Consider the following 26,754-nt stretch of genomic DNA (forward strand, 5'->3'; position numbering starts at 1 on the left):
AAATGGTTGTAAACCTGCTTCTGGCTAATAACTTATAACTCGTTTTAAATATTAGTTACGCAGGGAAAGAGTTGGAGAAACTAAAAACTCTTAAACACCTTTTCTGGCAGTGCACCGAAAGTTCTGTAAGTGAGACCAGAAGTTATGTCATAAATTGCCTTATGCTACCCATTCCATTTGGAGTAAACCTATTATGGGGTGTATCAGTAGTAATGCAGATGTGCTAAGCTCGTAAGACAATGTGGAGAAGCATGAAAGTCTAATTTGGGTCATCTGCTAGGGTAAAAATGCCATGAAGAAACATATGGTGAACCATTGTACCGGTCGTGACTTTCGACAAGCGAAAGTAGACTGATACGCTTGAACCAAACGGTATGATTAATTAATCGGATAGCAACTATTATGTAATAAAGACTATACTTAAAGCACCTGTACATCGTATTTGTGGAGGGGACGATGAGAAGAGAATATATTATTTTCATAATCCTGCTCTGGATCCTGGCTGAAGGCTGTGCAGAAAATGGTGTTGAAGAATCCGATCTCGCTGTAACTCCTGTCGAAACGCCCGTAGTTCCGGCTGAAGTACCTCAGGCTCCGGCGGAAATTGTCGAAAATCCGGAAAATTACACTTCCAATCAAACGCCTGTTGAAAACGTGACAGTTCCTGAAGCTGAAATTCCAGCCGAACCCAAAACAGTTGAAGTGAAAATAGAAGACTTTGCCTTTAACCCAGACTCGGTTACGATTTCTCCCGGGGACACGGTCCGATGGACAAACCTGGATCTGTTCACACACAAAGTAACAGGCCCTGATTTCTCTTCCGGCACACTAAGGGACGGGGACTCTTATGGATTCACTTTTACGCGAGAGGGCACCTACAGGTACTATTGTTCAATTCACGCCTCGATGGAAGGGGTTGTGATAGTCGAGGGGTAAAGCCGTAAAAAAATTGATCTACTTTTAAAGGTTCAGAAAGCGTTAAATTCCTTCATGTTATTGAGATAATTATTGAAAATTGTATTCCACTTTTTTTAGAATATCTACAGAACTCCCACGCATTCTTCTATGCCTTCGAAACCGTGGAAATAATGAACTCCGCAGGCTTTTCAGTGGTCGCCATCGAAGAGGAAGCAAATTGCTTCTTTGCTGTTGTGGTTTCACAACAAAGTAGATATGTTAATACTTGTTTTTATTTTAGTAATACTATATCTTCGAAAATAGAGGCTAACCGAGGTTGTAATATGGACTCAGATGTCATTGACTGGAACGAAGTCTGGAAAGAAACGCTGGAAAAACAGCTAAAATCAAACAGGAATGTAGATTGTGCGACCATATGGTACAGTAAGGAAAACGCCAGGCGTTTCTGGAGGATGTTCCAGGATGAGAAGTCAAGGGAAATAACCGGGAAGAGAATAGAAGGCATGAAGCTTTCTCCCGACTCCAGGGTTCTCGATATCGGAGCCGGGCCCGGAACCCTTGCTATTCCGATTTCACAGCGTGTAGCCCATGTAACCGCTGTAGAGCCTTCGGAGGGCATGATAAGTGTTATGCAGGAGAACATCAAGGAGTACGGAATCGAAAATATCGACCCTGTTCACAAAGACTGGGAAGCCGTTGATGTCGAGTCCGACCTTTCCGCTCCTTATGATGTGGTTTTTGCATCTTATTCCCTGGGCATGAAAGATATACGGACTTCGGTACAGAAGATGCTGGACGCTTCTTCGAAATACGTTTACCTGTACTGGTTTGCAGGGGAAACTTCCTGGGATATGCATTCCCGGAAGCTCTGGCCCCTTCTTCACGGGAGTGAGTACCAGCCAGCCCCTAAATGTGATGTTCTCTACAATGTACTCTATGACATGGGAATCTACCCGAATGTAAACGTGTTTCCCTTCGAGCACGTCCACAGGTTTGCAACCCTTGATGAAGCTGTCGAGGATTTAAAGTCATACTACAACGCAAAATCCGATTCCCAGGAAGCCATCCTCAGGGACTATTTTGAAGGTGTGCTTGAAAAAGATAACGGAGCCCTTATTCAGAGAGGATGGTCTACAAGGGTAAAGATGTGGTGGGAAAAAACAAACTGAATGGTCAAACCGGGCAGGCCGGATAAAACCTAACAGGTCAAGCCGAGCATAACTCCTGAAGGATTCTGTTTGCGTTGGAGTTGGTCACGTGGATAAGTTCCATGAGATCCCGGAAATTGTCATGTTTTTCAGAAAGGATGATGCCTTTACCCATGGAGCCGGAGAGGGCTTTTACTATGAGAGGGAAACCACTGTATTGTTCAACCATGTTTATGTTGACCGGATTTTTGGCAAACGTCGTCCTGGGAGAGGAAATACCTCTTTCGGCCAGGATCTGCTGGGAGTAAAGCTGGAGTAGAGCTTGTCTTTGACGGTGTCAAAACTTTGAGAGGAGTTAAAGATGCGGACTCACGGGCGTTCCAGGTGGCGGATTACTGCAATAGCAAGTAGGTTGTGCCTGTGCACCCACCCCCGGCAGGAGAAAGTCCGGAAGAGGGACAATTTCTCCGTCCAGAAAAATGCTTTTCCTGTCGTCCCTTGTTACGATCAGGTAGAACCGTTCGGGTTTTACAATCCACAATCCACAATCCTTAGTTCTATTCCCTTCTCACCCTCAACCTCGATGAAACGGTGAATTTCATACAGGTCAGGCCTCAATTCGGCAGCTTTATTCTTGTAAAGAATCCATCCTTTCATTCTTTCATCCGCTCTACTCTGTAGGGAGCGTTTCGATATTTATAAAAAGATAATTAGCTATTTGAAAAAAGTTTCTCAGTCTCAGATTACAGGTAAAAAAAGAAGGAAAATGTAAAATCAGGGGGAAAAATCTTTCCGGATTTGCCGAATGTTCTCTAGGATTTACTGAATGTCTCCTCCTATCTCCGCATACCTTGGGTCGATTTCCACAGCTTTTCTATAAGCGTCTTCAGCTTCTTCCTCACGTCCGAGGAAACTCAGGCAGACGGCTTTTCCAAACCAGGAATCGGCAGCTTTCGGATCGAGTTCAAGTGCTTTTTCGTAGGTTTCCAGGGCTTCTTCAAAGCGTTTGAGCTGAGCCAGTACAAAACCGAGGCTTGTATAGGCTTCCAGATACTCGGAGTCAAGCTGTGTAGCTTTTCTGTATGCTTCAACAGCTTCTTCAAACCTATGCATCTGGCTTAGGGTAAAACCTTTATTATACCATACATCGGAGTTTTCAGAGTTGATCGCAATTGCTTTATCAAAAGCGTTGATTGCTTCCTCATACTTTTCCAGGTTTTCCAGGTCTATCCCCATATTATTCCAGGCATCGTCATTTTCAGGGTCGAGTTCCACGGCTTTTTCATAGGCTTTCAGAGCTTGCCCGTGACTGCCAAGGCTATCAAGGTCTACTCCTTTGTAATACCAGGCTTCTAGAAAACCGGGGTCTATTTCGATTGCTTTATCGTACGCAATTATTGCTTCATCGTAGCGCCCCATTTGTCCGAGGGCAATACCCTTTCCTACCCAGGCTTCTTTATAATCCGAATTTTCTTCAAGGACTTTCTCATAGGCTTCAACGGCCTTCTCATAATTCCCTGCCTGGCTGAGGTTCAGGGCTTTTCCATACCATGCGTTTGGATAGTCCGGCCTGAGTTCAAGAGCTTTCCCGTAAGCTTCTATTGCTCTTTTATATTCTCCCAACTGGGAGTAGGAAAAAGCCATGTTATTCCATATGTCTGCATCTTCGGAATCGATTTCAACAGCTTTTTGATAGAATTGGAGAGCTTCTTCGAACCTTCCAAAGCTTTCGAGAGCTGCCGCCTTATTATTCAAAAGATAAATATTCTCCGGGTCTTTTTCAATCGCCTTATCAAAGGCAACTATTGCTTCGTTGGACTTGCCAAGCCTGAGAAGGTCAAGGCCACATTCATTAAGCTCGGCTGCAAGAATTTCGTCGCTGACTTCCTCTCCTTTCGTTTTTTCCAATTCGTCCGGTACGTGCATATCCTCGGAAACGGCCCCCTTTTCTGTTTCGGTTATTTCTCTTTTTCCTTCTCTTGCAAAAGATTTATCCTTTTGTTCTCCAGAGTTCATGTCCAAATTTCCTCTATTGTCTTTTACGAGTAAGACCCATATTTTTTGAAGTACTCGCGTTCGTTACCTACTTAAGCCTATTACCCTTTATAACCTATACATCTATCTTTTATGGTTTTTATAGCCTCTCCCCAAAAAGCAGTTTGAAATGTCCGGAAAAAAGAATCTGGAAAAAAGAGTTCAGGGAAACTATGGAAAACGCTCGGAAGAATGTACAGCAAGATCGCCAGAAAACTCTGAAAGCTGTTCTCTTTGATATGGACAATACTCTTTTTGATTTCGTAGCCGTAAAACTAATAGCATGCAGGGAGATCCTTTCCTATCTTGGAGAGAGGGACAGGAACCTTAAGAAGGAACCTGCAGAACTTTTCGCATATTTCCTCAGGGGAACTTACGGGTTTGAAGACTATGAAAACATAAAGGACTACATGCAGGAGCGAAAACTTTTCACAGAGCAGGCATATCTACAGTGCTGTGAGATCTATGATAGGGAAAAACTGGAGAAACTCGAACTTTATCCCGGGGTAAAGGAGACACTTGAGGGATTGAAAAAACTTGGTCTCAGGCTCGCGATAATAACCGATGCCGATAGATATCATGCCCTTACAAGACTCACAAAGGTCGGACTTCTTGATTCCTTCGAGCTCCTGGTGTCTGCGGATATGACCGGTACGAAAAAACCGAACCCTGCCCATTTTCTCTTTGCTCTCGAAGCCCTCGGAATTAAACCTGAAGAAAGCCTGGTTGTGGGGGATAGCCTCAAAAAAGACATGGCTCCTGCCCGTCGGTTGGGACTGAAAACAGCATATGCATCTTATGGAGACTGGAGGCCTTTAGAAGTAATTGAGCCGTGCTTTGATTTTCAACTCAACACATTTCCGGACCTGGTAAAATGTATCAGCAGCCTGACCGGGGTTCATGTGGAGACTGATTAACAAATCGAAAGTTAATGATAGTTAAGCCGATTGGCAATTAAACGCCGGTCGGAATGAAATGGTTGAAGACCAGACAATAAAATAGTTGAAGAAAAAGATATTTAAAAATGTTAAAAAAAAGATAATTTCAGCCGTAAAGGCTGCTTAAACCAGGTCTGAATATAAGGGATTTATATCGACTGCCCTTTCGTAAGCTTCCATTGCTTTCTGATGCTTCTTTACTCTGTCGTATACTATTCCTTTGCCAATCCACGCTTTTGTAAAACTCGGGTTGATGTCAATGGCTTTTTCGAAGGCTTCCAGAGCTTCTTTGTATCTCTCAAGATCTCTCAGGGCAATTCCTTTGTTGTACCAGAACCTTGCGTTCTCGGGATTTGCTTTGATCTTGCCGTCAAAAACCTCCACTGCTTTCTCAAGATACAGTTTTGCTTCTTCGTTTTTCCCAAGCCAGCGCAGGGCCACTCCTTTGTTGTAGAGGGCTTTTCCGTTAGTCGGGTTTAACTCAAGTGCTCTGTTGAAAGCATCAAGAGCCTCCTGATAACTCTTTATTTTGCAAAGCCCCATTCCTTTCTTGCACCATTCGCTTGCACTCATGGAGCTGATGTCGTAGTTCTTTGAATAGAGCCGGATAGCTTTCTCAAGGTCGTCCATAGCATCTTCATATGCCCGCATCTCCCTCAGAGCCATTCCCCGCCTGTACCATACTTCCGGATCTTCAGGAGCCAGGGATACAGCCCGGTAAAATGCATCAAGAGCTTCCTCATACTTCATGATCCCAAGGAGGAGCTCAGCTTTGAAGCACCAGGTTTTAGCATCAGTAGGGTTGATCTCAAGTGCCCTATCAAAAGCATCAAGAGCTTCATCGTACTTCATGAGGCTTTTGAGGACAAGCCCTTTGTTAAACAGAATTTTTGGATTGTCAGGGCTTATTTCCAGAGCTTTGTTGTATGCATCCAGAGCTTCTTTATACCTTTTTAGTTCTTGGAGTGCAACGCCTTTACTATACCATTCATTCGAAGTCATAGTTTACCACACCTTTTTTTGAGCTGCGTTTTTTCACCAGTTTACCACATCTACCTTGAACAACAATATTATATGCCTTAAGAGCATTAAGTCGGTTTTGTACTTTAGTTCCTTACCAAAAATAAGGACGGATAAACAGTTACGCATAATAATTTACGTTTTATTCTTTTTTAAACATTTTGAAATATTCATATGCATTATTATTTTAAAAATAGAGTATTCAAAATCCACTCTGAGGACAAGTCGATTTTTAGTAAATCTTCGATACATTATCTGATAAATCAATCAATTTTTATATATATTAACTAAAATATTACATATCTATGCTTTTTATGCTCAAGTTATCTCATTATGGTAGTCATATCCTGCTTAACCAAGAAGTTCTTCCCGAAAAGTAAATAAGTAAAATCCAGGCAGATATCTTTCGGATAAGAAGAAGTTGATTCTGGCTTGCATATATGGAGATCTGGAAACTCTAATCTCTGAGTCGCGGCAAATTTCTCAGGAACTTCCAATAAAGTTATGTAATTTTCGCTGGAAAATCTGATTTTTGCAGTTGAATTTGGTTTTGTGGGAAAATATGATTTTGAAGAAGCTGCATTTTAATGGAATTACACTCCTTTTAAAGGGCGATATTACGGAATATAACAATAAATCTTATTAAAAATAGTTAATAATTAAGCAAAATATATCTCAAAAACTATGAAATTTAATTTATTTAGTATTTAATTGTATAAATTTTTAACATAAGTAATTAACATTATTGATAGATATGTTTTTTTGAATAAAGCTAAAGGACATCTCAAGAAAGATATAAATAAATATCTTAAGATATCCACAAGCAATCTAAGAATTTTGAATTCAGGAGCAACCTATCAGAGTCTACAGAACATGAAAAGGAGAAATAAAAGAAAACTCCACCCTGAAAATGTCTGATATCCTTATGGGATGCCCTTGTTTATTTGAGAGAAAAATTAACCATTTTTCAAATCCGGCAACGTCTCAGGATCATCCCTACTCTTGCCTTCAATTCCAGAGGATTTAAAGGCATAGTAATGTAATCGTCAGCTCCAGAGTTAAAGGCTTTGACACCATCTTCCGTTTTATCCCTCTCACTCAGCATCATAACAGGGACCCACCAGTGCCTTGGGCTGGCTTTGAGCTGCCTGCAGATTTCAAAGGCATCCATATCCGTATCAAGTAGTACAAGGTCTGGTTTTTCCGCATTTACTGTTTCAAGGGCTGAAAAGTTGTCCAAGGTACTGACAACGTTATAGTTTTCGGCTTCAAGGACCTTCTGAAGGTTATTGTGAACATTGTTCCCGTGTCCCATAATCAGAATTTTTTCTCTAATATCATGAAGGCTTGAAATCCGTAGTTTAACCAGCTCTTCCGAAACAGAAAGAGTGTGGGCAATCTCTCTTTCACTGATCTCAGGTTGTTCTTCTATAAGCTTTAAAATTTCACGGTCAAGATTAATGTTATGCATTTCCCTCCACCTCATACAGTATATATTTTCTTAGGTATTAAACATTTCTCAAAAATTAAAATGAAGGTATCCACTAAAAATGTACACAGTGAAGCGGAGGGAGGGCGGAGTTATCCAAATATTTAGAAGATTTAATATGAATCGCCTGACTAACCAATTGGGAGATAAGTTTATAACCGTAAATAGCAAGTTAATATTGGAAATCAGAATCACTTACGGAGAACAGCCACCTCTGAGATGATAGCCAATGGATCCACTTGAAAAAATCTTTGGAAAAACTGCACAGATGACCGTGCTTAAAAACCTGATCGAGCACCAGAACGAGTCAACTTACCTATCGGGAATAGCTGAAGAAACCGGTTTGTCTCACTCCAGCGTATCAAGAGTCATTACCCCACTAATTGAGTCGGGTATTGTCATCGAAAAACCTCTTGGAAAGCAAATCCGGACATTCCAGCTGAATATGGAAAGCGACGCGACAAGATTGATCATAGATTTTTACAATAGAATTAATCAAATGCTGGAATAAACCTTAAAGCGAATTACTGCACGTGTGAGTCCGAACCGAGCAAAGGTCAGGGATAAAGGGCAATCTTACCCCTTTTTAATTTTGCCTGAATAGTGTTGGCTTTATGATTTTGACAGGAACCATCAAGAAGAAGCATTACCGGAATAACCTCAGTTTGAGGTCATTCCGGCCAGAGAAGCAAATCTCCGGATTTTGCATTCAACCCGCTTCCTAAATGTTTTTTCTTGAACAGGTTCTGTTTTGAGTCTATCAGATGCGTTTTTTATTTCAGGCTTTCAATATATTCATTTGCAGCCGTGGCTGCGATTGCTCCATCTCTCACTGCTGCTACAAGTTGCCAGATCGGGGTGTCACGGCAGTCACCTGCGGCATAAATTCCCTTTTCCGAGGTTTCCATCCAGCGGTCGGTCATGATGAAGCCTTCATTATTCTTTTCCACATTAACAAATTCGGTGTTCGGCCGGATGCCCACATAGATGAAAACCCCATTGGTCGAAAGTTCTCTTGATTCTTTGGTGTTGAGGTCTTGCAGGATAACTTTTTCGACCTTCTTGACCCCTTCCCGGCTTCCTGCTATTTCCTGGACAAGAGTATTGAGGATGAATTCGATGTTCGGAGTTGCAAGTGCCCTGTCCTGAAGGACTTTTGCAGCCTTCAAACGGTCCCGCCTGTGGACGAGATACACCTTCTGGGCAACCTTTGAAAGAAGAAGAGCATCCGTAACAGCTGAGTTGCCGCCTCCCACCACAACTACAGTTTTATTTTTGAAAAAAGGCCCATCGCAGATTGCGCAGTAGGATACTCCCTTGCTGATAAATTCCTCCTCTCCGGGTACACCCAGGTGCTTTGGATTTGCGCCTGTGGCAATGATTAAGGCTTTTGCTTCCAGGTCCCCACTATCTGTTGAGACTATTTTCCTTGTCCCTTCGGTCCGGACCGAGAGAACTTCCGTAATTTTGGTCTTAACCCCGGCTTCCTGAGCATGAGCTTTATATTTTTCCATCAACTCAAGTCCGGAAATTGACGGAAAGCCAGGATAGTTTTCTACAATATCTGACATCGAGATCTGGCCACTGATCTCGCTTTTTTCCAGAATAAGAGTGTCAAGCCCGAAACGTACAGCGTAAATTCCCGCTGCAAGCCCTGCAGGCCCTCCTCCTATGATTATCAGGTCGTACATATTTACCTCCCGGAACAAAAATGAGTTCAAAAAATAAAGTTTTAACTTACTTTCGGGTAATGCGGGCTATAGCATCGGCTTTTTTAGGAAGACCCGTAAATACAGGCTCTCCGTCGATTAGAGTTGTAGGGACGCCGACTATGCCGTGCTGCTCAATAAGAGCCTGGCCTTCAGGGGTTTCGACGTCAATCTCTTCATACTCAAAATCGTATTCCGTTTTAAGGTCTTTCCAGAACCTGCGTGCTGCCGGACATGCCGTGCACCAGGTGGCGTGAATTAGCGTAACCTTTGCCATAAATAAATACCTCCAAAAAATATGAATGTAAACTTCATCCCTATTATTAATTTATAGATATAAATACGTTGAGCGTCTCCACAAATCGTAAAATAAAGCTACGGATCTCCTTAGTAGACCTGCGGCGCCAAAAACTTTAAACCAATAAGCCCCTAAAGCGGGGTATGCTCACATTTATAGGGCTGGGCCTTTTTGACGAATACGATATTTCCTTAAAAGGACTTGAGGCTGTCCGGGAAGCTGACCTTGTGTACGCAGAATTTTATACTTCCTGCCTCATGGGAACAAACCCTGAAAAAATGGAAAAGCTCTATGGAAAGAAAGTCCATTTGCTCTTTAGGGAAGACGTGGAACAGCAGCCCACCTGGCTGGACGAAGCAAAAGACAAAAATGTCGTCTTCCTCACAGGCGGGGACACAATGGTCTCCACAACCCATGTTGACCTGCGCCTCAGGGCAGAAAAGCTAGGTATAGAAACCCACCTGATTCATGGGGCATCCATCGCTTCAGCTGTCTCGGGGCTTACCGGGCTTCAGAACTACCGCTTTGGGAAATCCGCAAGTATTCCATACCCATATGAAAGTCGTAGAGGGGCCAGGATAATTTCGGAAACTCCTTATGACACCATAAAAAAGAACTCCGAACTTGGCCTCCACACCATGGTTTTTCTGGACATCGATAAAGATAAAGGGTATATGACCGTCAACCATGCGCTCGAACTCCTGCTCGAAGTTGAGAATCGAAGAGGAGAAGGGATAATGGACAGGGCTGTTGCTGTGGGAATTGCAAGAGCCGGCTCTGAGAAACCTGTGGTAAAAGCTGACTACGCGGAAAACCTGAAGGGCTTTGATTTTGGAAAGCCTCTCCATATCCTGGTGGTTCCCGGAAAACTGCATTTCCTCGAAGCTGAAGCTCTTGTGAAACTTGCATCCGGGCCTGAGGAAATCATGGAAGAGACGGAATAAGGTCCAAATACCGATTTACACCGATCTGAAATAGCAGGATCAAGTGAAAAAACCGTAAAGGAAAAAAAACTATTTAAGGTTTCTAAGGTGGTCAAGATGCCTGCCGATTTGAACGAAAAGGTCAACCGATACGAGGATATGTTGAAAAGGGCTCTTCAGAAAGCAAAGTATATTCCGATCCCTAATTCCCATATGCGTGCAGTTGCAGAGGACTATTACACAATGGCAACAGCCTACTATAAGGACGGGATCTACTTTCTTGAAAATGGAGACCCTGTAAATGCCCTGGCTTCTTTCAGTTATGGGCACGCCTGGCTTGATGCCGGAGCAAAACTCGGGGTTTTTGTCGTGGACGATGAGACTCTTTTTACGATTTGAGCCTTTCAACGAGACAAGAATTCTGAAAGAACCGGGACTCTGAAGAAACCAGGACCTGAAAGAACCTGGTTGGAATGAAAGAATCAAAAAATCGTAAATATGGGTAATACTTACATAGCTTCAGGAATAGTAGGTAAGCAATCTGAAAACGAAAACTGAAAGGTTAAAACATTAGTAACAAAATATAAAAGCTAAACATAAAGCTGAAAAACTAGAATCAAAAACTGAAAAACAGAAACTAGGATCAAAAACTGAAAAAACATATAATAAGTAAAGTTTATAATACAAACGCTTTTATGCGAAACCTGAATAATTGATGTCCTGAATGTTTAATGTACTTTGCTCTATTCTTCAGATTTTGTAAGACTTTTCCCTGTTCTGGGAATATTTCTTATTATGTATATTGAATAACTGCGGTGGATAAATTATGAAGAACTTTCATGTGGTACTTGAAGCAGCTTGGTTGGTTAGAGATGTAAAAACGGCTGACGATGCAATAGGGGTTGCGATTTCCGAGGCTGGAAAACGCCTTAACCCCAAACTGGATTTTGTAGAGGTTGATGTGGGATCTACGTCCTGCCCGGCATGTGGTGAGCCTTTTAGCAGTGTTTTCGTAGCGGCAAATACCGCACTTGTAGGGCTTATTTTTGAGATGAAGGTTTTTGATGCTGAATCTGCGGAACATGCTGAAAGGATCGCAAAATCCGTCATAGGCAAGTCTCTCCGCGATATCCCGTTGACAGTTGTCGAAGTCACGGAATTCGAAAGGTCAGTTGAGAAAGGCGAGCAGCAGCAGAAAGGAAAGGCGAAAAAATAAAAGTTTTTCCTTCCTGTTTAAATGCCGGGACAGAGGAAGGCGGCTTCTAATAAGATCGTTTTTCTGTAGCCAGAGTCTTAGAACCTCTGACTAAAAAAGAAATATCTGTCACGGCAGAAATGGATAAACCAGCAATTTTATCTTTTCCTGAGTTTTCATTTTACCTAACTTTTAACAATATATTCTATCCCAAAAACTTCGGGGCCCCTCCAGACCCGTAAAAAAGAGGAAACTACATGGACAGAATAATTTCCGTAGTGGGGCATACTGCCCTTGATTACATCGTTGATGTTGAAAAAATAGCAGGAAAAAACGAGTCTTCACCTGTAATTGACTATGAAGAGTATCCTGGCGGAGGGGCTGCAAATATTGCAGTTGCCATTGCAAAGCTGGGAGGAAAAAGCCAGCTGGTATCTCCTGTCGGAATGGATTTTTCAAGTTCAGGATATGAGCAGCTTCTCAAGGATGCACGTGTTGACCTCTCCCATCTTTACATCATTGAAACCCTGAAGCTTTCCAAGGCTTTCATTTTCACGGATAGGGAAGACAACCAGACTACCTATTTTTACTGGGGAGCGTCCTCAAAGTTCAAAGAACTTGAACCTGAACCCGTGGATTTTGTACACCTGGCAACAGCAGACTGCGTCTACAACGCAAAGATCGCTCAAGTTGCCGGTTTTGTCTCCTTTGATCCGGGGCAGGACCTGGTGACTTACTCACAAGAAAAACTCGAGGCAATCCTTGCCCACACTGATATTCTCTTTGCAAACCGGCACGAAATTAAACGGGTTTCGGAGATGACCGGGAAAAGCTTCTCCGAGCTCAGGGCTATGATTGAGGTCATTGTTATAACATACGATGCAGAAGGCAGTAGAATTTACACCGACGATGAAGAATGGGAAATTCCTGTAGTTTCTGTAAAGGCCGTAGACCCCACCGGAGCAGGAGATGCTTACAGGGCAGGTTTTTTGCTCGCCTACACCCGGGGGTATTCCCTTCCCACATGCGGAAAAATAGGATCAACTGTAGCTTCCTTTGCGGTACAGTCCCGGGGCTGCCAGACCAGCCTTCCAACCTGGGAAGATATGAAATCCCGCTATGAAACCAGCTTCGGAAAACTGGAAGCAGAGGGCTGAGCTTGTAAAAGCCCGTAGAAGCAGGTTGAAATGAAAAAGCATATAAAATATTATTATAGTGACTTAAGAACTATAATCCGCGAATTACAATCTGGAAATACAAAAAATAGAATTACGGAAGAGGATGCAGATGAAACTAGCAGCACTGATTTCTGGAGGCAAGGACTCGATCTTTGCCATCCACAAAGCCCTTGAAGAAGGGCACGAGGTCACCCACCTCATCAATATTATTCCCGCAAGGGACGACTCCTACATGTACCACTCAATTAATCTCCATATGGTCGAATTGATCTCTGCCGCCAGTGAAATCCCGCTGATCCAGCAGGAGTCCAGCGGTATTAAGGAACTTGAGCTGGATGACCTCACTCTTGCCCTGAAGAGGGTAAATGTGGATGGGGTGTCTGTAGGCGCGATTGAGTCTCAGTACCAGGCAAGCAGGGTGCAGAAGATCTGCGATTCCCTCGGGCTTGAAGTCTATGCCCCTCTCTGGCACAGAGACCCCGAAGAACTCCTGAACGAGATGGCAAAAGTTCTTGATATAAGGATTGTCCGGGTTGCAGCCGAGGGGCTTGACAGCTCCTGGCTTGGTCGCCCTATTAATGTGAATTCAATTGAAAACCTCAAAGCCCTGAACCGTAGGTACATGGTCCACATGGCAGGGGAAGGAGGCGAATACGAAACCGTAGTCCTTGATGCGCCTTTCTTCAAAAAGCGTATAGAAATCGTGAAAAGTGAAATCGAGTGGGAAGGCGATACAGGCTCTTTAAAGATCCTGGATGCAAGACTGGTTGATAAGACCTGATTTTTCACAAGAAACTGTTCCGCAACTCTACAATATGACATCACTTTTATATATAGATGTATATAATTTAGCTGGCATCTGAGGAACTGTGTTCGACAGAAACATCCTTTCTCCAGATATTTCCCAGATCAGATTTCCCAAGCCAGATGCCTGTTCATGCCACATTCTTTTATTTATTTCTTTTTTTATTTTGTTTTCTAAATTTGAACTGGATTTTTTTGAACATTGTGGGATTCAAGCCAAAATCATTGATTTTGTTGAGCATGTTTAACGGTAGATTAAATAAGTTTATCCAGTTGTTGCAAAAATCACCTTATTTTTGAAAGGGGAGTCGAAATGTGAGCTGCAGCGAAACTAACTGTAAAAACCCATCAAGTAGTCTGCTTGAGCGAGCGAAAGCGAGCTAAACAGACGGCGGACTGTTGCGATTACATCGTAACTCCCAGAAAACCTTCGGTTTCCTGCGATCCCGAATCGCTATTCAGGTGGCGCAGCTCTGCCGTGAAAAATATCGGTACTGCAAAAATGTCCTGAAATTTATCTGTATACCCACGTTTTTATATATTATTGCTTATATTTGTTAAATTGGGCACCTGAGAAGAAAAAAATCTTTTCTCGCTGTAAACCTCAGCCGACTATTTTACCCCCCATATCCCCCCACTCCCAGTACTCAGGTGCCCATTCCCCCAACACAAATTACTGACATCATACCTCTTTCATTCTGTTTTTCTATTTTCCTTTTACATCCATTTCAGAGTTTCCTGTCTGTTTTTACGCATTAAGACGCTCATAAGAGATCATAAGATCTGTTCAAAAAGAGTTGCTTGAAAGGTCCTCTATATGCTGGCGGGATCAACTCCGAAAGGTGGAAAAACAGAATATGAATCAATATGGAAAAATATGAAAAAATGAGTTTCAGGAATCGGATTCCTGCAGTAACCAGCTTAAAATTCGAATTCATTCTCATTAAGGGTTTTCGATTAAATCCAGAATTCTCAGGGCAAGATATGCGCCATTCGCTCCATTGTCAATTCCTACGCTTCCGACAGGTACCCCGGGGGGCATCTGGGCTATTGAGAGAAGGGCATCAAGCCCGCCGAGTTTTGCGCTTACAGGTACGCCTATTACAGGTTTTTTTGTCCTGGAAGCAACAACCCCCGGGAGAGCTGCCGACAGACCGGCTATAGTGATAAAAACTTTCGCATCCGAATCTGAAATATAGCTATCAAGTTCGTCAGGATTTCTGTGAGCAGAGATAACCATTACTTCATATGTGTATTTGCTCTTTTCAAGTACGGCTACCGCGCGGTTGGCGATTGATCTGTCGGACTCAGAGCCCATAATCATTGAGATATCGACCATTTTTTGCTCCTTTGAGGCAAGTCAGGGCAGGCTTCCCTTTCCACTTAATTCGTTCTGGCGTTCGATACTCATCCTGATAAGAATTTCAAATATTTCCTTTATCGATCCTAAATCAAGGTTGAGTTCGGTTGCAGTGTTTAATGCCCTGTTGATTACAACCTCGTTTTGCTTACGGTCATTTATGGAAGTTCCATTTATTCTTTTTGATTCAAGAACTCTCTCGGCAAGGTTGACCCTTTTATCAATAAGGGAAAGGATTTCCCTGTCAATTTCCTCTATTTCTTTGCGGACGGATTCAAGTTCACTCAAGAGGACCCCTCCCTTTAAAAGATATTGCGTCTCTGTTACTTATACTGGTTTCTATGATCTTTCCTTCTATACCGCAGCTTTCCCATGCAGATTTAAGCTCTTTTACCTGTTCTGCCTTCACAAGGGCTGCATAGGAAGGGCCGGTACCTGAAAGGCTGACTCCCGTCACTCCGCATTCCAGAGCCCTGAGCATGTATTCCGTATCAAAACCAAGGGCTCCGCAGTAGAGAAAGCCATTAAGTGTCATTGCACGTTCGTACTCCCCTTTGAGGGCGAGCTCGTATGCCATTTCTACATATGGGGCAATCAGCCGGGAACGCTTCACATTTGTATCTGCACTGAAAGCTTTTTTTGCAGGGGCAAATATCAAGACTTTTGAGTCGGCTTCTTCGCGCCTGACAAGTTCCATTTTTCGGTTGTCAGTAACAACAATCCCGCCTAAAAAAGAAGCACAGGCATCGTCAAAAGCTCCTGTTACCGTAACTCCCACTTCTTTTGCAGCTCTTACGCCCAGTTTTACTATTTCAAGAGGAGGGAGAGTCTCACCAACTGCCCTGAGGGTTGCAAGGACTGAAGCGTTTGCTGCAGCACTACTGCTCTTTAGTCCCCCTGCAATGGGGATTTCACTTCCCGTTTTTATAGTACCTTCGAGTTCAAGTCCGAACAGCTCAAGGACGAGTTCTACGCAGTGTTCCATAAGGCGAGTGTCTCCTTCAGGCATTCCATCTATTGAGCCTTCAATGCCTGATTTTCCCTCGGAGAGAGACGTCTCTGCAAAGGTTTTTAAGTCTATCCCGAATGCTGCACCTTTCCAGGTAGCTATGGCGTTTATTATGGTCCCGGCCCCGAAAGCGCAGGCATACCCTTCAAATGTCATCAAGTCCAGAACGCTCTGTTCTTTAATATTTTTTACCTCTATTCCGGGCAGCTAAACTTTATACAGGGTTCAGGAATTTCTCTGCAGAAAAGAAAAAAAATCTCTAAATATAAATAGTAAAGCCAAATTGTATATATATTAAGCCGTTATCTACACACTAATAAATACTTTAAATATGAAGTGAGCATCCTCTTACTTCCAGGCCTGGCCTGAGCAACCAAAAACGGGGAATCCATATAGAGACCAGAAAAGTACAGCAGACGGGCGGATCCACTTATATCATTTCTCTCCCGAAACAGTGGGCCGAAAAAGTAGGAATCGAAACAGGGACGAGAGTTTCCATTCAGGCTCAGCCAGACGGAAAACTGTTAATTGACCCTATTCTGGAAGGACGCACGATAAAAACGAAAAGAATCGATGTGACAGGATATGAAGCCAGAACCCTGGAAAGGGATATCATTGCTGCATACCTCTATGGCTATGACAGAATGGAGTTTACCTCAAAAAAGATACTTGCCGAGCAGAAACAGGTCATCCGGAAGGTCTGTTACAAACTCATAGGCCCTGAAATCATTGAGGAAAGCTCAAACGGCGTGGTCATTCAGGACCTTCTTAATCCCAATGAACTCCACATTAAAAAAGGCATACACAGGATGTTCCTGATTGCAGGCTCCATGCAAAAAGATGCCATACGAGCCCTCAAAAATATTGACCACGACCTTGCTCTTGATGTAAGCCAGAGGGATGACGAAGTCGACAGGTTGTGTCTCCTTATTTCCAAACAGTTCCGTTCCGTTCTCTGCGGCGGGAGAATGCCCGATTCCTCGGAAACAAGTATCGAGGAATACCATGACTTCAGAATGGCGGCAAGCCCTATAGAAAGAATAGCAGATCATTCACAAAGGATTGCAAACGTTGCCTCCAAAATGCAGGAGCCGGTCAGAGAAGATGTAATGGAAGTCATAGAGAACCTCAGCAATACCTACATGGAACTTGTTCAGCAGGCAATAGACGCCCTTTACAATGCTGACACTTCTCTTGCAAACCAGGTAATAGACAGCATAGATAGTATGCGCCTGCGTGTAAAAGAACTTCATGCCTCCATTCTCAAACTTGAGTCCCATGAAATCATGATTTCCCTCGGAATGATAGTGGACAGCCTTTCCAGGATAGGAGACCTTGGATCTAACATAGCCGAGATAGCCATAAATTCCGCGATAAAAGACAGGTAAGGCTTCCGGGAAAAGTTCGTAGTCCCTTAGAACCAGGGTGTTCTCAGGGTGATATTATTCAGAGCCTTAATATTTGGACCCCAAAACTTCAGGAATTCAATCGGCCTGCCCACCATATAGAAAATCTGTTTTTGTCTGGCGGTGCCTCCCAAAAAGAAATAAATAGTATTTAAAAAAGGTCGATACAGGTAGAAATAAATAGCTTTCCCTTTTAATGAATACATTTCTCTTTTACTCTGAAAAAATGAAATTGTCATTTTTTCAATATCAAGAGACTGAAATTTTATATTCAACAATAAAATTTCTTGATTTAAATTAAAAATGTGCAGAGTAATTGAACAGCGTTTAATGTATGAATATGGTATGAATATGGTAATCCTGGCCGAGAGTTGAGGTTCAGCAGCCAGGGTTTTTCGGAGTACGATAGTAAAAGGATAGGGAAACTAAAAAGAAGACTAATCTTCTAGCTCCTTCATAGGATAAAAACCATTTATATTTTTAAGATATAATGAATAAAAATAGGAAAAAATATAAAGGAAAGTACAGAACATCAGTACAAACATAAAAATTCAATAGAAAATGAAGAGAGTTAACGGCAGAACGAAGTTCCTCTTTACAAAAAAGTTTTTTGTTAAATATGTCCGGGAGTCAGGCGATAGGAAGTAATTTATTTATATTCTGGTGTTATTTCACGGAGGTACTTTCTATTCTCACATAGAGATGCAAGGTTTGCTGTTTATTCCAAGTATGTCAGAAAGGAGATGTCAGTATCTACAATCTCTCTGATTCCCTTAGCTTAACAAATGGAAATTATTTATATGCAAGGATCAATTAAATAAAAAGGTCACGAAAACACCAGTAATTTATAAAGGAAAGCAATCCGAGAAATCCTTTGGTGTTATGCTTTTCCCAATGGAGGGAAGCCATGAATATGATAAAACGATTTAAGGTAAGCTTTTCAAAAATATTTAACAAAATGTTCAAGAAGAAAGGAGCATGCATAGGTATCTACGGTCCCCCCAATGCCGGCAAGACAACCCTTAGCAATCGCATTCTCCGGGACTGGGTCGGAAGCGAGGAAACAATGGGCTCAGTTTCTCATATCGCCCACGAAACCAGACATGCAAAGAGAAGGAACGGGCTCTCCATCGAAACTAACGGGCATACTATCAGCCTTGATATTGTGGATACCCCCGGACTTGCAACCAAAATAGACTTCCATGACTTTATGGAACAGGGTATGAGCGACTCCGAATCAAAGAAAAGGTCGAAAGAAGCTACAGAAGGCGTAATTGAAGCTGTAAAATGGCTGGATGATCTTGATGGGGTCATACTGGTGATGGATTCCACAGAAAACCCCTATACTCAGGTTAACGTAACGGTAATAGGGAACATGGAAGCCAGAAACCTGCCGCTTCTCATCGTAGCAAACAAAGTAGACCTTCCTGATGCGGATCCCGGAGTCATAAAGGAAGCCTTCCCTCAACACCCCATGGTTCCAGTCTCGGCACTTGAAGGAATGGGAATGGACTCGTTCTATGAAGCTCTGGCCAAGCAGTTCGGGTGATCAAAATGCAGGGAATCCAACTTGATCTTATATCCGAGGCCAGAATCTCTCAGATGGCTTCTATGGAAAAAGTCCGGTATATAATCGATGAGGTGCGGAAGGGCAAAATACTTGTACTTGAAAAAGGGCTTAACCCTATGGAGGAAGCAAAACTCATTGAGATGACAATGTCAGCAATTCAACCGGATGTGTTTTCAGGAATTGAGATGCAAAGCTACCCTGCAAACGCAGAATCCTCTTTGTTGGGTAAGTTATTCAAAAAACAAAACAGCAAGAGACTTACGGTGATAGGGCCCGCAAACCAGCTCAAAACCCTTAAAAAGGACAGGAATCTGATCAGTGCACTTGTCTCTGCAAGTAAGTAAACGAAGTGGAAACAATGTGTGCCCAGAAGACCCAAGACCTGGAAGCAAAAATATCCCCTCCTCAGTCCCTAGGCTCCTTTGAGATGGGCAGGAACGACGTTAACGTAGTCTGTACCTACGGAAAAATTGCAGTATGGTTTGGACGAAAGGTTCCTGATTATATTATAGCGCAGGTACTCATAGGAATCTCAAAGGTAGACCCATCTACTGTTCACGAGTTTGAGATCATCTGCGATTTTGATGAGATCACGGAGTATGAAAGCAAAGGGTACATACTGGTTTCCTATGGTAAAACGGCCGGCGGATATCGTGTAAACTATAGTATTCCTTTTTCCAACAAAAAAGCTCTCTTCCATCTGTCCCGGTTCGTACTTGAAGAACTCCAGAAAGGAGAAGTACGTAAGGACTTCTACTGGAACGGGAGTGACTGCGACATCCAGCGGCTCTATAAGGAGTTCAGAAACAATATTGACAGCTGGGAACTAAAAGCTATTAATTATAAGACTGAGCCGCAAACAAACCGATAAACTTCCGGCAAGAAGGGGATTAACGGAAGCTTCCAGAAATTTATCCTGAAATCCTTACCATAAGTTTAAAAAAGCGAAAAAAATTATCTGGAAGGATTTCATAAATTAAATTCAGTTTTACATTCCATACTTACGGTAGATATTCTGGTAAATATGGTCTGTATTTACGATAATTATTTACATTACTTTATAGTCTCAGGATGCAATGCGTATAGACCTCAGGATTGCAGTACGTATGTCCAGGGATCTTCGCCGGTATTTTGAGATTAGTATCAGTTATCCGATAAAAGTAAGTAAATTGAAAGTTAAGCACTTATTATTTTCTGTTATTTATTGAGAACTCAACTCAATACTTTTTGGAGAACTTCTATGAAAAAAGATCAGGTAAATGACTGTAAAGATGTAATTTTATCTATGGAACTTATGGTGAACAACCTCAGTGAGGTTGTCACGATGCTTGACTGTCAGGCTATAGAAAGCATGCTTCAAAAAATCATGGAAGGGGAGAGGGTTTTTGTAATGGGTGCAGGGCGTTCCGGGCTTGTTGCCAAAGCTTTTGCAATGAGGCTGATGCATCTCGGATTTAGTGTTTATGTTGTTGGTGAGACCACAACCCCTGCAGTCCATCCTCAAGATGTTGTTATTGCTATTTCAGGGTCAGGAGAAACCCGTTCCATAGCAAATCTCGGAAGAATAGTAAAGGAGATCGGTTCAACTCTCATAACTGTCACCTCCAAGAAAGATTCGTCACTTGGTAAAATTTCTGATGTAACCATGGTCCTTCCGAGCAAGACCAAAAACGATCATGATGCAGGAGGGTCTCTTGAAAAAAACATGAGAGGGGATTACAAGAATTTGCCTCCTCTGGGTACTGCTTTTGAAATTACTTCCCTTGTCTTCCTTGACTCGGTAATTGCCCAGCTGATTACGCTTACAGGTGCTTCGGAAGCAGAACTCAAGTCCAGGCACACAAATGTTGAATAACGGATTGAGCATTGATAGGATAATGGCTTTAATCTAACTATCTAACTAAAAACTGAATGTCTAAATAAACGGATTGAGTTTCTTAAGAAAAGCAGGATTTTAAAAGATGTAATTTGCAGGGACATAAGGAGGGTGTAACTTGAAGGAAATCAGTTTTTCAGAAAACATATCCCGGATCGATACTTCCGGGATCAGAAAGATTTTCGAAGCTGCAGGTTCAAATGCCATCAACCTTGGGCTAGGACAGCCTGACTTCGATACCCCGGAACACATAAAAGCCGCAGCAATAAAAGCCATAAATGAAGGTTTTACGGGTTATACCGTAGGTCCGGGAATCCCTGAACTGAGAGAAGCCCTGAGCCAGAAATTCCGGGAGGAAAATGGGTTTTCTGTTTCTCCCCAGGAAATAATTGTAACCTCAGGTGCATCTGAAGCCCTTACCATTGCCCTTACAGCCCTCCTTAATATCGGAGACGAAGTTATGATCTCAAACCCCGGCTTTGTGTCCTACAACGCCCTGACTGAGATCCTGAACGGAAAGGTGGTAAGTATCCCCCTGGCAGAAGACCTTACCATGAAGCCGGACGCTGTCCTTGAGAGAATCACTCCTAAGACAAAAGCCCTTATCCTTAACTCTCCGTCCAACCCTACAGGTGCGGTCTCAAGCAGGGCGGATGTCAAAGCCCTTGCCGAGATTGCGGATGACCACAATATAACCATCATTTCTGACGAGGTTTACGAGTACTTCATCTACGAAGGCGAACACGTAAGCCCTGCCAGCTATTCGGATAATGTGGTTACCGTAAACGCTACCTCAAAAAGCTATTCCATGACAGGCTGGAGGCTCGGATATCTTGCAGCCAGAAAAGAGTACATAGCCCAGATGAACAAAGTCCACCAGTACATACAGGCCTGTGCAAATTCAATTGCTCAGAAGGCTGCCTATGCCGCAGTTACCGGCCCGAAAGACTCGGTCAATGCAATGCGTGAAGAGTTCCGAAAACGCAGGGACGTACTCGTAAAAGGACTCAACGAGCTGGGAATGGAATGCGCTCTTCCGAAAGGGGCTTTCTATGCCTTCCCAAAAGTTGAAAGCTCAGCCGAGATCGCCTCTAAAATGATCTCAAACGGGGTTGTTGTTGTCCCGGGAACAGCCTTCGGAAGCGAGGGTGACGGCTATATAAGAATTTCCTATGCAGCCTCAATGAAAGATATCGAAAAATCCCTGGAAATTATGGAAAAAGTGCTCTGAGTTTTTTAAGGAGAAAGATCTTTTCATTTCTTTTTTCTCTTCTTTTTTCCAGCTTGGTTTCTTTTGTTCCAGTTTTACTTCTCTTATCCCTATATTCTTTTTTATTGTCCTAGTCTTACTTCTCTTATTCGTCTATTCTTTTTGTTCTCTATTCCTTTCTCTTATTCTTCTATTCTTTTTTGTTCCATATTCTTTCTCTTATTCTTCCTTTCTTTTTTCTTGTTCTACTGTTCTCATTCCTTTTCCCTATTTCCGTAATAACACTGCAAACTTTGGGAATATTTATATTGGGGCATCCCATACCCTGATATGAAGAAATGTGCTTATTGCAACTATTCCGCAGCCTGCTGATCAATATTATTTTGCAATGACCTTTTTTCCCGGTTATGTTGCCGGAACATTTCTGTCCATTGAAATTACACACTGAAAAACTGTCTGTATCAAAAAGTATGTGCCACCGAATGGTGAATTTCTGGACATTTTCACAAAAATAGCTTCTGAAGAAAGGTATGAAAAAGAGCTGTGTGCCTTATGCCTGTAACTAAAGTACCTCTTGCATTCATGTCTGTTTTTTTGTTATTGAGCCCTGCTTCCGGTTCGTTCATCCCGGCGGCAAACGGGTCAAATAGCTATTTTTACGAAAGCTCAAACTCAATAGAAGTTCTTCTGCTGGAAACCATCGAACCCCCTGCCCTGCTTTTCGTCCCTGAGTCCGCGGACCCTCTCACAGGAAGCAGAGACGGAAACAATAAAAAACTTGAGAAAATGAGCCCCTTCTTGATCCTGATAGCGGGCATCCTTGCAGGTTTTAACCCCTGCTTGCTTGCAGTAATGGCTTTTCTGGCTTCTGTCACTCTTGCCCAGGCAGGGGGGAGAAACGAGATGCTCAAAATCACCCTGGGATTTTCTGCGGGCATTTTCACCATGTACATGTTTGCAGGAATAAGCATTTTGAGTACTGTCAGTTTCCTGCCTGAATTTCGGAGCCATTTTACGGCGATTACGATCCTGTTGACTGCCCTCCTCGGGTTCTGGCACATTTATGATGCATACTGGCTTAGAACACATGCAAAGTCTACCTTCAGGACCCCGAAATCCCTGAAGGACTTTATGAGCCGTATGGGTGAAAAAAATCTCCTGCTTCTGTCTTTCCTTGCAGGGAGCATGTTTTCTCTGGTCAAAGCCCCCTGCGTAGGAGCAATCTATCTCTCAATCCTGAGTATGATGGCAGTAAAAACCGATATTATAAGAGGAATAATATACATGGGGATCTACAACTTTGGCCTTCTGCTCCCAGTAATGTGCCTTGGCCTTTTGCTGTCCTTCGGGTTAAGCCCGAAAAAAGTCACCGAATTCCGTGAAAAAAGAAGGGTGGAGATAAGGCTGATAACAGGGCTGATACTTATTGTTCTTGCCCTGCTGATGCAGCTAAGGATACTCTAAAAAAGATATTCTAACAAGGTACTCTATACTTATAAACTCTAAAAATTCAGATAAGGAATCAGAGCGTGGGCTCCTCATCCGGTCCTTCTGTTGAGGGCTCTTCTGAAGCCCGAAGGCGCTTTTCTTCAATCATTTCCAGAAGTCTGTCCACTACTTCTTCGATTCCTTCTCCGGTAATTGTGGAGATGTTCAGTTCGATCTCGTCCATTTTCCTGAACTCCGGCCTGTCAGCTTTGTTGGCAACAACGAGCAGGGGAAGGTCAAAATTTTCCCTGATTTCGGCAAGCAGGCGTTTCTGGTCCTCAATCTCATATCCGCAGCTCTCACTCGGATCGATAATGAACATTACAACTGCATCCAGGAAGTGGATTGCGGTAATCGCCTGGCGTTCAATATCGTTTCTCTCCGCCATCGGGCGGTCAAGGAGCCCGGGGGTATCCATGACCTGATAGCGGACTCCATCCCTTATGAAGTGGCCGATTGTTACTCCTTTTGTTGTGAAGGGGTATGGGGCTATTTCCGGGCTTGCTCCGGTAATTTTCGAAACAAAACTTGATTTTCCTACGTTTGGATAGCCCGCAATTACAATAGTGGGTTCGTCCCGGACATCAGGAAGTTTCCTGAGGATGTTTCTTGCTTCATTCAGGAAGAGAAGGTCCTTATTGATGGACTTGATTATGGAGGCAAGCCTTCCGAAGGCTTCTTTCCTGATAGGTTCGGGGGTATCGGCCTCCCTCATTTTTCCTACATAACTTCTTGCAACCTCATGGATCTTCCTGCTTGCCCAGTCAATGGAGGCCAGGGACATCTTGAGTTTTTCTACGCCCACAAGGATGTCGGTCAGTTCGTAATAGAATCTGGGCAGCTGTTCAAAACTTGGAAAACGCCGGACTATGTTTGCAAGGTTATCCGTGAAAATGTTTGCAGCTGTCAGCAACATGGACTCATTAGCCCTGAGCCGGCTTTCCCTCCCCTCAATAGTTTTCCCGGACATTGCTCTTGCTGCCCGTTTGAAAGCTTTATTGGTTAACTCCTCGGAAGTAGGAACTGTGTGAATTTTTTCAAATATCATATTTTCTAACCCTCTGGGGGCTCTGTTAATCTATATAGTGGTTTTTCTGAGTGAGGAAGTTTAGCAGAAAAATTTAAAGTCCGTAAGCAAAAGTTTTTTAAAAGTTCCTGAGCGGAGTTTTTCTACTTTTCTCATCCGGATTCTTTAAACAGCGCTTCTCTCCAGGCTTTTTATGCCCAAAAACTTATACGATCCCGGAAAACTGTCACGAAGGATAATTAAGTTATGGGTTTAGCGGCATACGCAATTATATATAACTTCAAATCATAATGGTTTCTTTCTATCAAGCTCGATCTGGAGCAGTATTCATGAAATGTAAAATACTGTCTGATTTACATTTGTTTGTTGGCTGCTCAATAATCGATTACAATTATGGTTCTATAAGGAATTTTAGTTTTTACAACACTTAAATACAGGCAGGAAAAAGACTGTATTATTCAGCAGAACCGGATTTTATTTATATTTGTAATTGTAATTTGTATTAAGGATTTATAATCATTAATTATGGTAAATTAAGATTATGATAAATTAAGGTATATATCATTATACAATTCTTGATGTATGTACTTCATCCTGATACAAGGTATATGAAATTGATGGTGGTAGTATGGAACTCACTCCGATTCAAAAAGACATTATTATTGCATTAATCAACCTTCAGCGGCAAAAAGACAGGGCAATCAAAGGGGAAGAAATTGCCGAAGTTATCCAGAGAAACCCTGGTACGGTCCGCAACCAGATGCAGTTACTAAAGGCCCTTGGGCTGGTTGAAGGCGTACCCGGGCCAAAGGGGGGTTATAAACCAACAGGGGCAGCATATGATGCTTTGCGCATCCAGCAGTTGACAAATGAATCCGTTGTCCCCCTCTACAGGAATAATGTGATCGTTAACGGGGCAACAGCTGCAGAAATCAGCTTTACGACCGTCCGGAATCCCGATGCCTGTAATGGGGTAATCAGGGTAATAGGTAATATCAAGGACTTTGTAATGGACGACAAGCTACAGGTAGGGCCAACCCCTGTAAACCGCCTCATAGTCCGGGGAGAAGTTACTGGAAGGGATGACACCAACAACTCAATCCTTTTTAACATTACAGAAATGATTTCCCTGCCCAAAAAACATGTCAAACATTATATGAAGTATCCTCCGCTGCTTGTGAACTTCAATGCCAGTATTCAGGAAGCTACAAGGCTCTTTATCCGGAATAACGTACACGGAGCTCCCGTGGAAGACAAAGGAAAAATCGTGGGGATAATTACCTATACTGATATTGCACATGCAATTGCCCAGGGAAAGCCCAATGTCAAGGTCAAGGACATAATGACAAAAGAGCTGATAACGGTTGACGGGGACATGCAGCTCTATGATGTGGTAAAACTCTTCCACAAGTATAATGTGGGAAGGCTTATTGTAACAATCAACGGAGTTCCCAAAGGGACCCTGTCAAAAACCGATGTGCTGAACGAACTCGCGGTATATTGAAAAGGTAATCGGTGTCTTAAAGCTGGATCAGTTTATTGAACTCGGGCTCACCTAATTAAAACCTGGGTCCTTTTTTTGAAACCCCAATTAATTTGTTGAAATAAGGCTCAGCTAATTGGCTCAGCTAATTAATACTAAGACCTCTTATTGAAACCGAAACCATCTGGTTGAAACTGTAATTAACAAAGGAAATGCCAGACAGGGGACAGAAGTCCGGGTTTTTAAGATATCCTCATCTCGTATTTAATCTCTTTATATCAGTGTCTCTCCATTTAGTCTCTTTTCATTTTTTCGTGTCTGGAAACGAGCTCTGCCGCAATCTCGTCAAGGGTAACATTGTTTGCTGCAAGCAGTACCAGTAGATGGAAAATCAGGTCCGAGCTTTCCGAGACTATTTCTTTATGGTCTTCATTTCTGACTGCAAGGATGGTTTCAATGGATTCCTCTCCCACTTTCTCAAGGATTTTGTTCATGCCTTTGCGATGGTTCAGGAGTTTGCAGACATATGAATTTTCGTCATAGTTCTCTTTTCGGTCCAGGATTATCTCGTACACCCTGTTTAAAATGGATAAGTCAGCCTCCGGCATTCTAACACCTGTTCAAGATAAATAGCAGTTATAATAATCATGAAAAATAAAAAGAAGTAAAAA

General features: G+C 42.6%; 31 protein-coding genes. 18 read left to right on the forward strand and 13 right to left on the reverse strand.

What is annotated here, in order from left to right; translation table 11 throughout:
• Positions 1 to 456: 456 nt before the first annotated feature.
• Both MSSIT_RS08800 and MSSIT_RS08805 read left to right on the forward strand, forming a co-directional pair.
• On the forward strand, positions 457 to 936 hold the full coding sequence (locus MSSIT_RS08800) for a cupredoxin domain-containing protein (RefSeq protein WP_048171725.1): 480 nt from the start codon (positions 457 to 459) through the stop codon (positions 934 to 936).
• Positions 937 to 1,241: 305 nt separating this feature from the next.
• Entirely contained in the window at positions 1,242 to 2,087 is an 846-nt protein-coding gene (locus tag MSSIT_RS08805; protein ID WP_048171727.1) for a class I SAM-dependent methyltransferase, read from the forward strand.
• A 37-nt stretch (positions 2,088 to 2,124) separates the two neighbouring features.
• Here MSSIT_RS08805 and MSSIT_RS24665 read toward each other — a convergent pair whose 3' ends face one another.
• The 4 genes from MSSIT_RS24665 to MSSIT_RS08815 form a co-directional block, all read right to left on the reverse strand.
• Positions 2,125 to 2,361: an ATP-grasp domain-containing protein gene (locus MSSIT_RS24665; RefSeq protein ID WP_331456189.1), complete on the reverse strand. Its 237-nt coding sequence runs from the start codon at positions 2,359 to 2,361 to the stop codon at positions 2,125 to 2,127.
• A gap of 60 nt (positions 2,362 to 2,421) precedes the next feature.
• On the reverse strand, positions 2,422 to 2,607 hold the full coding sequence (locus MSSIT_RS24670; protein ID WP_231590485.1) for a hypothetical protein: 186 nt from the start codon (positions 2,605 to 2,607) through the stop codon (positions 2,422 to 2,424).
• A complete protein-coding gene (locus tag MSSIT_RS25280) occupies positions 2,595 to 2,723 on the reverse strand; it encodes a hypothetical protein (RefSeq protein WP_261789091.1) in 129 nt (42 codons plus the stop codon). The genes MSSIT_RS24670 and MSSIT_RS25280 overlap by 13 nt, the downstream gene beginning before the upstream one ends.
• 162 nt (positions 2,724 to 2,885) lie before the next feature.
• On the reverse strand, positions 2,886 to 4,082 hold the full coding sequence (locus tag MSSIT_RS08815) for a tetratricopeptide repeat protein (protein ID WP_048171729.1): 1,197 nt from the start codon (positions 4,080 to 4,082) through the stop codon (positions 2,886 to 2,888).
• Between the two features lie 191 nt (positions 4,083 to 4,273).
• Here MSSIT_RS08815 and MSSIT_RS08820 point away from each other — a divergent pair, with 191 nt between their 5' ends.
• Positions 4,274 to 5,017 (forward strand): HAD family hydrolase, encoded by a 744-nt coding sequence (locus tag MSSIT_RS08820; protein ID WP_048174628.1) that lies wholly within the window; start codon positions 4,274 to 4,276, stop codon positions 5,015 to 5,017.
• 144 nt (positions 5,018 to 5,161) lie between these two features.
• On the opposite strand, the gene MSSIT_RS08825 is transcribed toward MSSIT_RS08820, so the two are convergent.
• Both MSSIT_RS08825 and MSSIT_RS08830 read right to left on the reverse strand, forming a co-directional pair.
• The gene (locus MSSIT_RS08825) at positions 5,162 to 6,040 is read right to left on the reverse strand and encodes a tetratricopeptide repeat protein (protein ID WP_048171731.1); all 879 of its coding nucleotides are present in this window, start codon (positions 6,038 to 6,040) and stop codon (positions 5,162 to 5,164) included.
• Positions 6,041 to 7,025: 985 nt separating this feature from the next.
• Positions 7,026 to 7,529 (reverse strand): response regulator, encoded by a 504-nt coding sequence (locus tag MSSIT_RS08830; RefSeq protein ID WP_048174629.1) that lies wholly within the window; start codon positions 7,527 to 7,529, stop codon positions 7,026 to 7,028.
• Positions 7,530 to 7,776: 247 nt separating this feature from the next.
• On the opposite strand from MSSIT_RS08830, the gene MSSIT_RS08835 reads away from it, so the two are divergent.
• Positions 7,777 to 8,058, forward strand: a complete 282-nt coding sequence (locus MSSIT_RS08835; RefSeq protein ID WP_048171733.1) for a MarR family transcriptional regulator — start codon at positions 7,777 to 7,779, stop codon at positions 8,056 to 8,058.
• A gap of 262 nt (positions 8,059 to 8,320) precedes the next feature.
• On the opposite strand, the gene trxB is transcribed toward MSSIT_RS08835, so the two are convergent.
• A complete protein-coding gene (gene trxB, locus MSSIT_RS08840; protein ID WP_048171735.1) occupies positions 8,321 to 9,238 on the reverse strand; it encodes a thioredoxin-disulfide reductase in 918 nt (305 codons plus the stop codon).
• A gap of 46 nt (positions 9,239 to 9,284) precedes the next feature.
• Positions 9,285 to 9,533 carry a glutaredoxin family protein gene (locus MSSIT_RS08845; protein WP_048171737.1) on the reverse strand — a complete coding sequence of 83 codons (249 nt, stop codon included), beginning with the start codon at positions 9,531 to 9,533 and terminating at the stop codon, positions 9,285 to 9,287.
• A 164-nt stretch (positions 9,534 to 9,697) separates the two neighbouring features.
• Here MSSIT_RS08845 and dph5 point away from each other — a divergent pair, with 164 nt between their 5' ends.
• The 6 genes from dph5 (at position 9,698) to MSSIT_RS23090 (ending at position 14,165) form a co-directional block, all read left to right on the forward strand.
• On the forward strand, positions 9,698 to 10,498 hold the full coding sequence (dph5, locus tag MSSIT_RS08850) for a diphthine synthase (protein ID WP_048171739.1): 801 nt from the start codon (positions 9,698 to 9,700) through the stop codon (positions 10,496 to 10,498).
• Between the two features lie 96 nt (positions 10,499 to 10,594).
• Entirely contained in the window at positions 10,595 to 10,876 is a 282-nt protein-coding gene (locus MSSIT_RS08855; protein WP_048171741.1) for a DUF357 domain-containing protein, read from the forward strand.
• Between the two features lie 427 nt (positions 10,877 to 11,303).
• Positions 11,304 to 11,693, forward strand: a complete 390-nt coding sequence (locus MSSIT_RS08860; protein ID WP_048171744.1) for a DUF555 domain-containing protein — start codon at positions 11,304 to 11,306, stop codon at positions 11,691 to 11,693.
• Positions 11,694 to 11,929: 236 nt separating this feature from the next.
• The gene (locus MSSIT_RS08865) at positions 11,930 to 12,829 is read left to right on the forward strand and encodes a carbohydrate kinase family protein (protein ID WP_048171746.1); all 900 of its coding nucleotides are present in this window, start codon (positions 11,930 to 11,932) and stop codon (positions 12,827 to 12,829) included.
• A gap of 130 nt (positions 12,830 to 12,959) precedes the next feature.
• Positions 12,960 to 13,631, forward strand: a complete 672-nt coding sequence (locus tag MSSIT_RS08870) for a diphthine--ammonia ligase (protein ID WP_048174630.1) — start codon at positions 12,960 to 12,962, stop codon at positions 13,629 to 13,631.
• A 384-nt stretch (positions 13,632 to 14,015) separates the two neighbouring features.
• Positions 14,016 to 14,165, forward strand: a complete 150-nt coding sequence (locus MSSIT_RS23090; RefSeq protein ID WP_156157321.1) for a hypothetical protein — start codon at positions 14,016 to 14,018, stop codon at positions 14,163 to 14,165.
• A 432-nt stretch (positions 14,166 to 14,597) separates the two neighbouring features.
• Here the strand turns inward: MSSIT_RS23090 and MSSIT_RS08875 are convergent, their stop codons facing one another.
• Genes MSSIT_RS08875 through MSSIT_RS08885 form a run of 3 tightly spaced genes read right to left on the reverse strand, consistent with a single transcriptional unit; the run spans position 14,598 to position 16,179 of the window.
• Positions 14,598 to 14,993 (reverse strand): 5-(carboxyamino)imidazole ribonucleotide mutase, encoded by a 396-nt coding sequence (locus tag MSSIT_RS08875; protein WP_048171748.1) that lies wholly within the window; start codon positions 14,991 to 14,993, stop codon positions 14,598 to 14,600.
• A 21-nt stretch (positions 14,994 to 15,014) separates the two neighbouring features.
• Complete coding sequence (locus MSSIT_RS08880; RefSeq protein ID WP_048171750.1) at positions 15,015 to 15,302, reverse strand: chorismate mutase; 288 nt, start codon at positions 15,300 to 15,302, stop codon at positions 15,015 to 15,017.
• Positions 15,295 to 16,179, reverse strand: coding sequence for a shikimate kinase (locus tag MSSIT_RS08885; RefSeq protein WP_048171752.1), 885 nt, complete (start codon positions 16,177 to 16,179; stop codon positions 15,295 to 15,297). The genes MSSIT_RS08880 and MSSIT_RS08885 overlap by 8 nt, the downstream gene beginning before the upstream one ends.
• A 236-nt stretch (positions 16,180 to 16,415) precedes the next feature.
• Here MSSIT_RS08885 and MSSIT_RS08890 point away from each other — a divergent pair, with 236 nt between their 5' ends.
• The 7 genes from MSSIT_RS08890 (at position 16,416) to MSSIT_RS08925 (ending at position 23,549) form a co-directional block, all read left to right on the forward strand.
• A complete protein-coding gene (locus MSSIT_RS08890) occupies positions 16,416 to 17,411 on the forward strand; it encodes a phosphate uptake regulator PhoU (protein ID WP_082088927.1) in 996 nt (331 codons plus the stop codon).
• Between the two features lie 925 nt (positions 17,412 to 18,336).
• Entirely contained in the window at positions 18,337 to 18,978 is a 642-nt protein-coding gene (locus MSSIT_RS08900) for an Era-like GTP-binding protein (RefSeq protein ID WP_048171758.1), read from the forward strand.
• Between the two features lie 5 nt (positions 18,979 to 18,983).
• Positions 18,984 to 19,343 carry a DUF2073 domain-containing protein gene (locus MSSIT_RS08905; protein ID WP_011021399.1) on the forward strand — a complete coding sequence of 120 codons (360 nt, stop codon included), beginning with the start codon at positions 18,984 to 18,986 and terminating at the stop codon, positions 19,341 to 19,343.
• Positions 19,344 to 19,357: 14 nt separating this feature from the next.
• Positions 19,358 to 19,870 carry a hypothetical protein gene (locus tag MSSIT_RS08910; RefSeq protein ID WP_048171760.1) on the forward strand — a complete coding sequence of 171 codons (513 nt, stop codon included), beginning with the start codon at positions 19,358 to 19,360 and terminating at the stop codon, positions 19,868 to 19,870.
• 369 nt (positions 19,871 to 20,239) lie between these two features.
• The gene (gene hxlB / locus MSSIT_RS08915) at positions 20,240 to 20,854 is read left to right on the forward strand and encodes a 6-phospho-3-hexuloisomerase (protein WP_048171762.1); all 615 of its coding nucleotides are present in this window, start codon (positions 20,240 to 20,242) and stop codon (positions 20,852 to 20,854) included.
• 139 nt (positions 20,855 to 20,993) lie between these two features.
• Positions 20,994 to 22,106: a pyridoxal phosphate-dependent aminotransferase gene (locus MSSIT_RS08920; protein WP_048171764.1), complete on the forward strand. Its 1,113-nt coding sequence runs from the start codon at positions 20,994 to 20,996 to the stop codon at positions 22,104 to 22,106.
• A gap of 531 nt (positions 22,107 to 22,637) precedes the next feature.
• On the forward strand, positions 22,638 to 23,549 hold the full coding sequence (locus tag MSSIT_RS08925) for a cytochrome c biogenesis CcdA family protein (protein WP_231590486.1): 912 nt from the start codon (positions 22,638 to 22,640) through the stop codon (positions 23,547 to 23,549).
• A 58-nt stretch (positions 23,550 to 23,607) separates the two neighbouring features.
• On the opposite strand, the gene MSSIT_RS08930 is transcribed toward MSSIT_RS08925, so the two are convergent.
• Complete coding sequence (locus MSSIT_RS08930) at positions 23,608 to 24,621, reverse strand: NOG1 family protein (protein WP_048171766.1); 1,014 nt, start codon at positions 24,619 to 24,621, stop codon at positions 23,608 to 23,610.
• Between the two features lie 607 nt (positions 24,622 to 25,228).
• Between MSSIT_RS08930 and MSSIT_RS08935 the strand changes: the two genes are divergently transcribed.
• Positions 25,229 to 26,104 (forward strand): CBS domain-containing protein, encoded by an 876-nt coding sequence (locus tag MSSIT_RS08935; protein ID WP_048171768.1) that lies wholly within the window; start codon positions 25,229 to 25,231, stop codon positions 26,102 to 26,104.
• Between the two features lie 272 nt (positions 26,105 to 26,376).
• Here the strand turns inward: MSSIT_RS08935 and hisE are convergent, their stop codons facing one another.
• Positions 26,377 to 26,691, reverse strand: coding sequence for a phosphoribosyl-ATP diphosphatase (gene hisE, locus MSSIT_RS08940; RefSeq protein WP_048171770.1), 315 nt, complete (start codon positions 26,689 to 26,691; stop codon positions 26,377 to 26,379).
• Between the last annotated feature and the right edge of the window lie 63 nt (positions 26,692 to 26,754).

It is taken from the genome of Methanosarcina siciliae T4/M (assembly GCF_000970085.1).
Lineage (GTDB): Archaea > Halobacteriota > Methanosarcinia > Methanosarcinales > Methanosarcinaceae > Methanosarcina > Methanosarcina siciliae.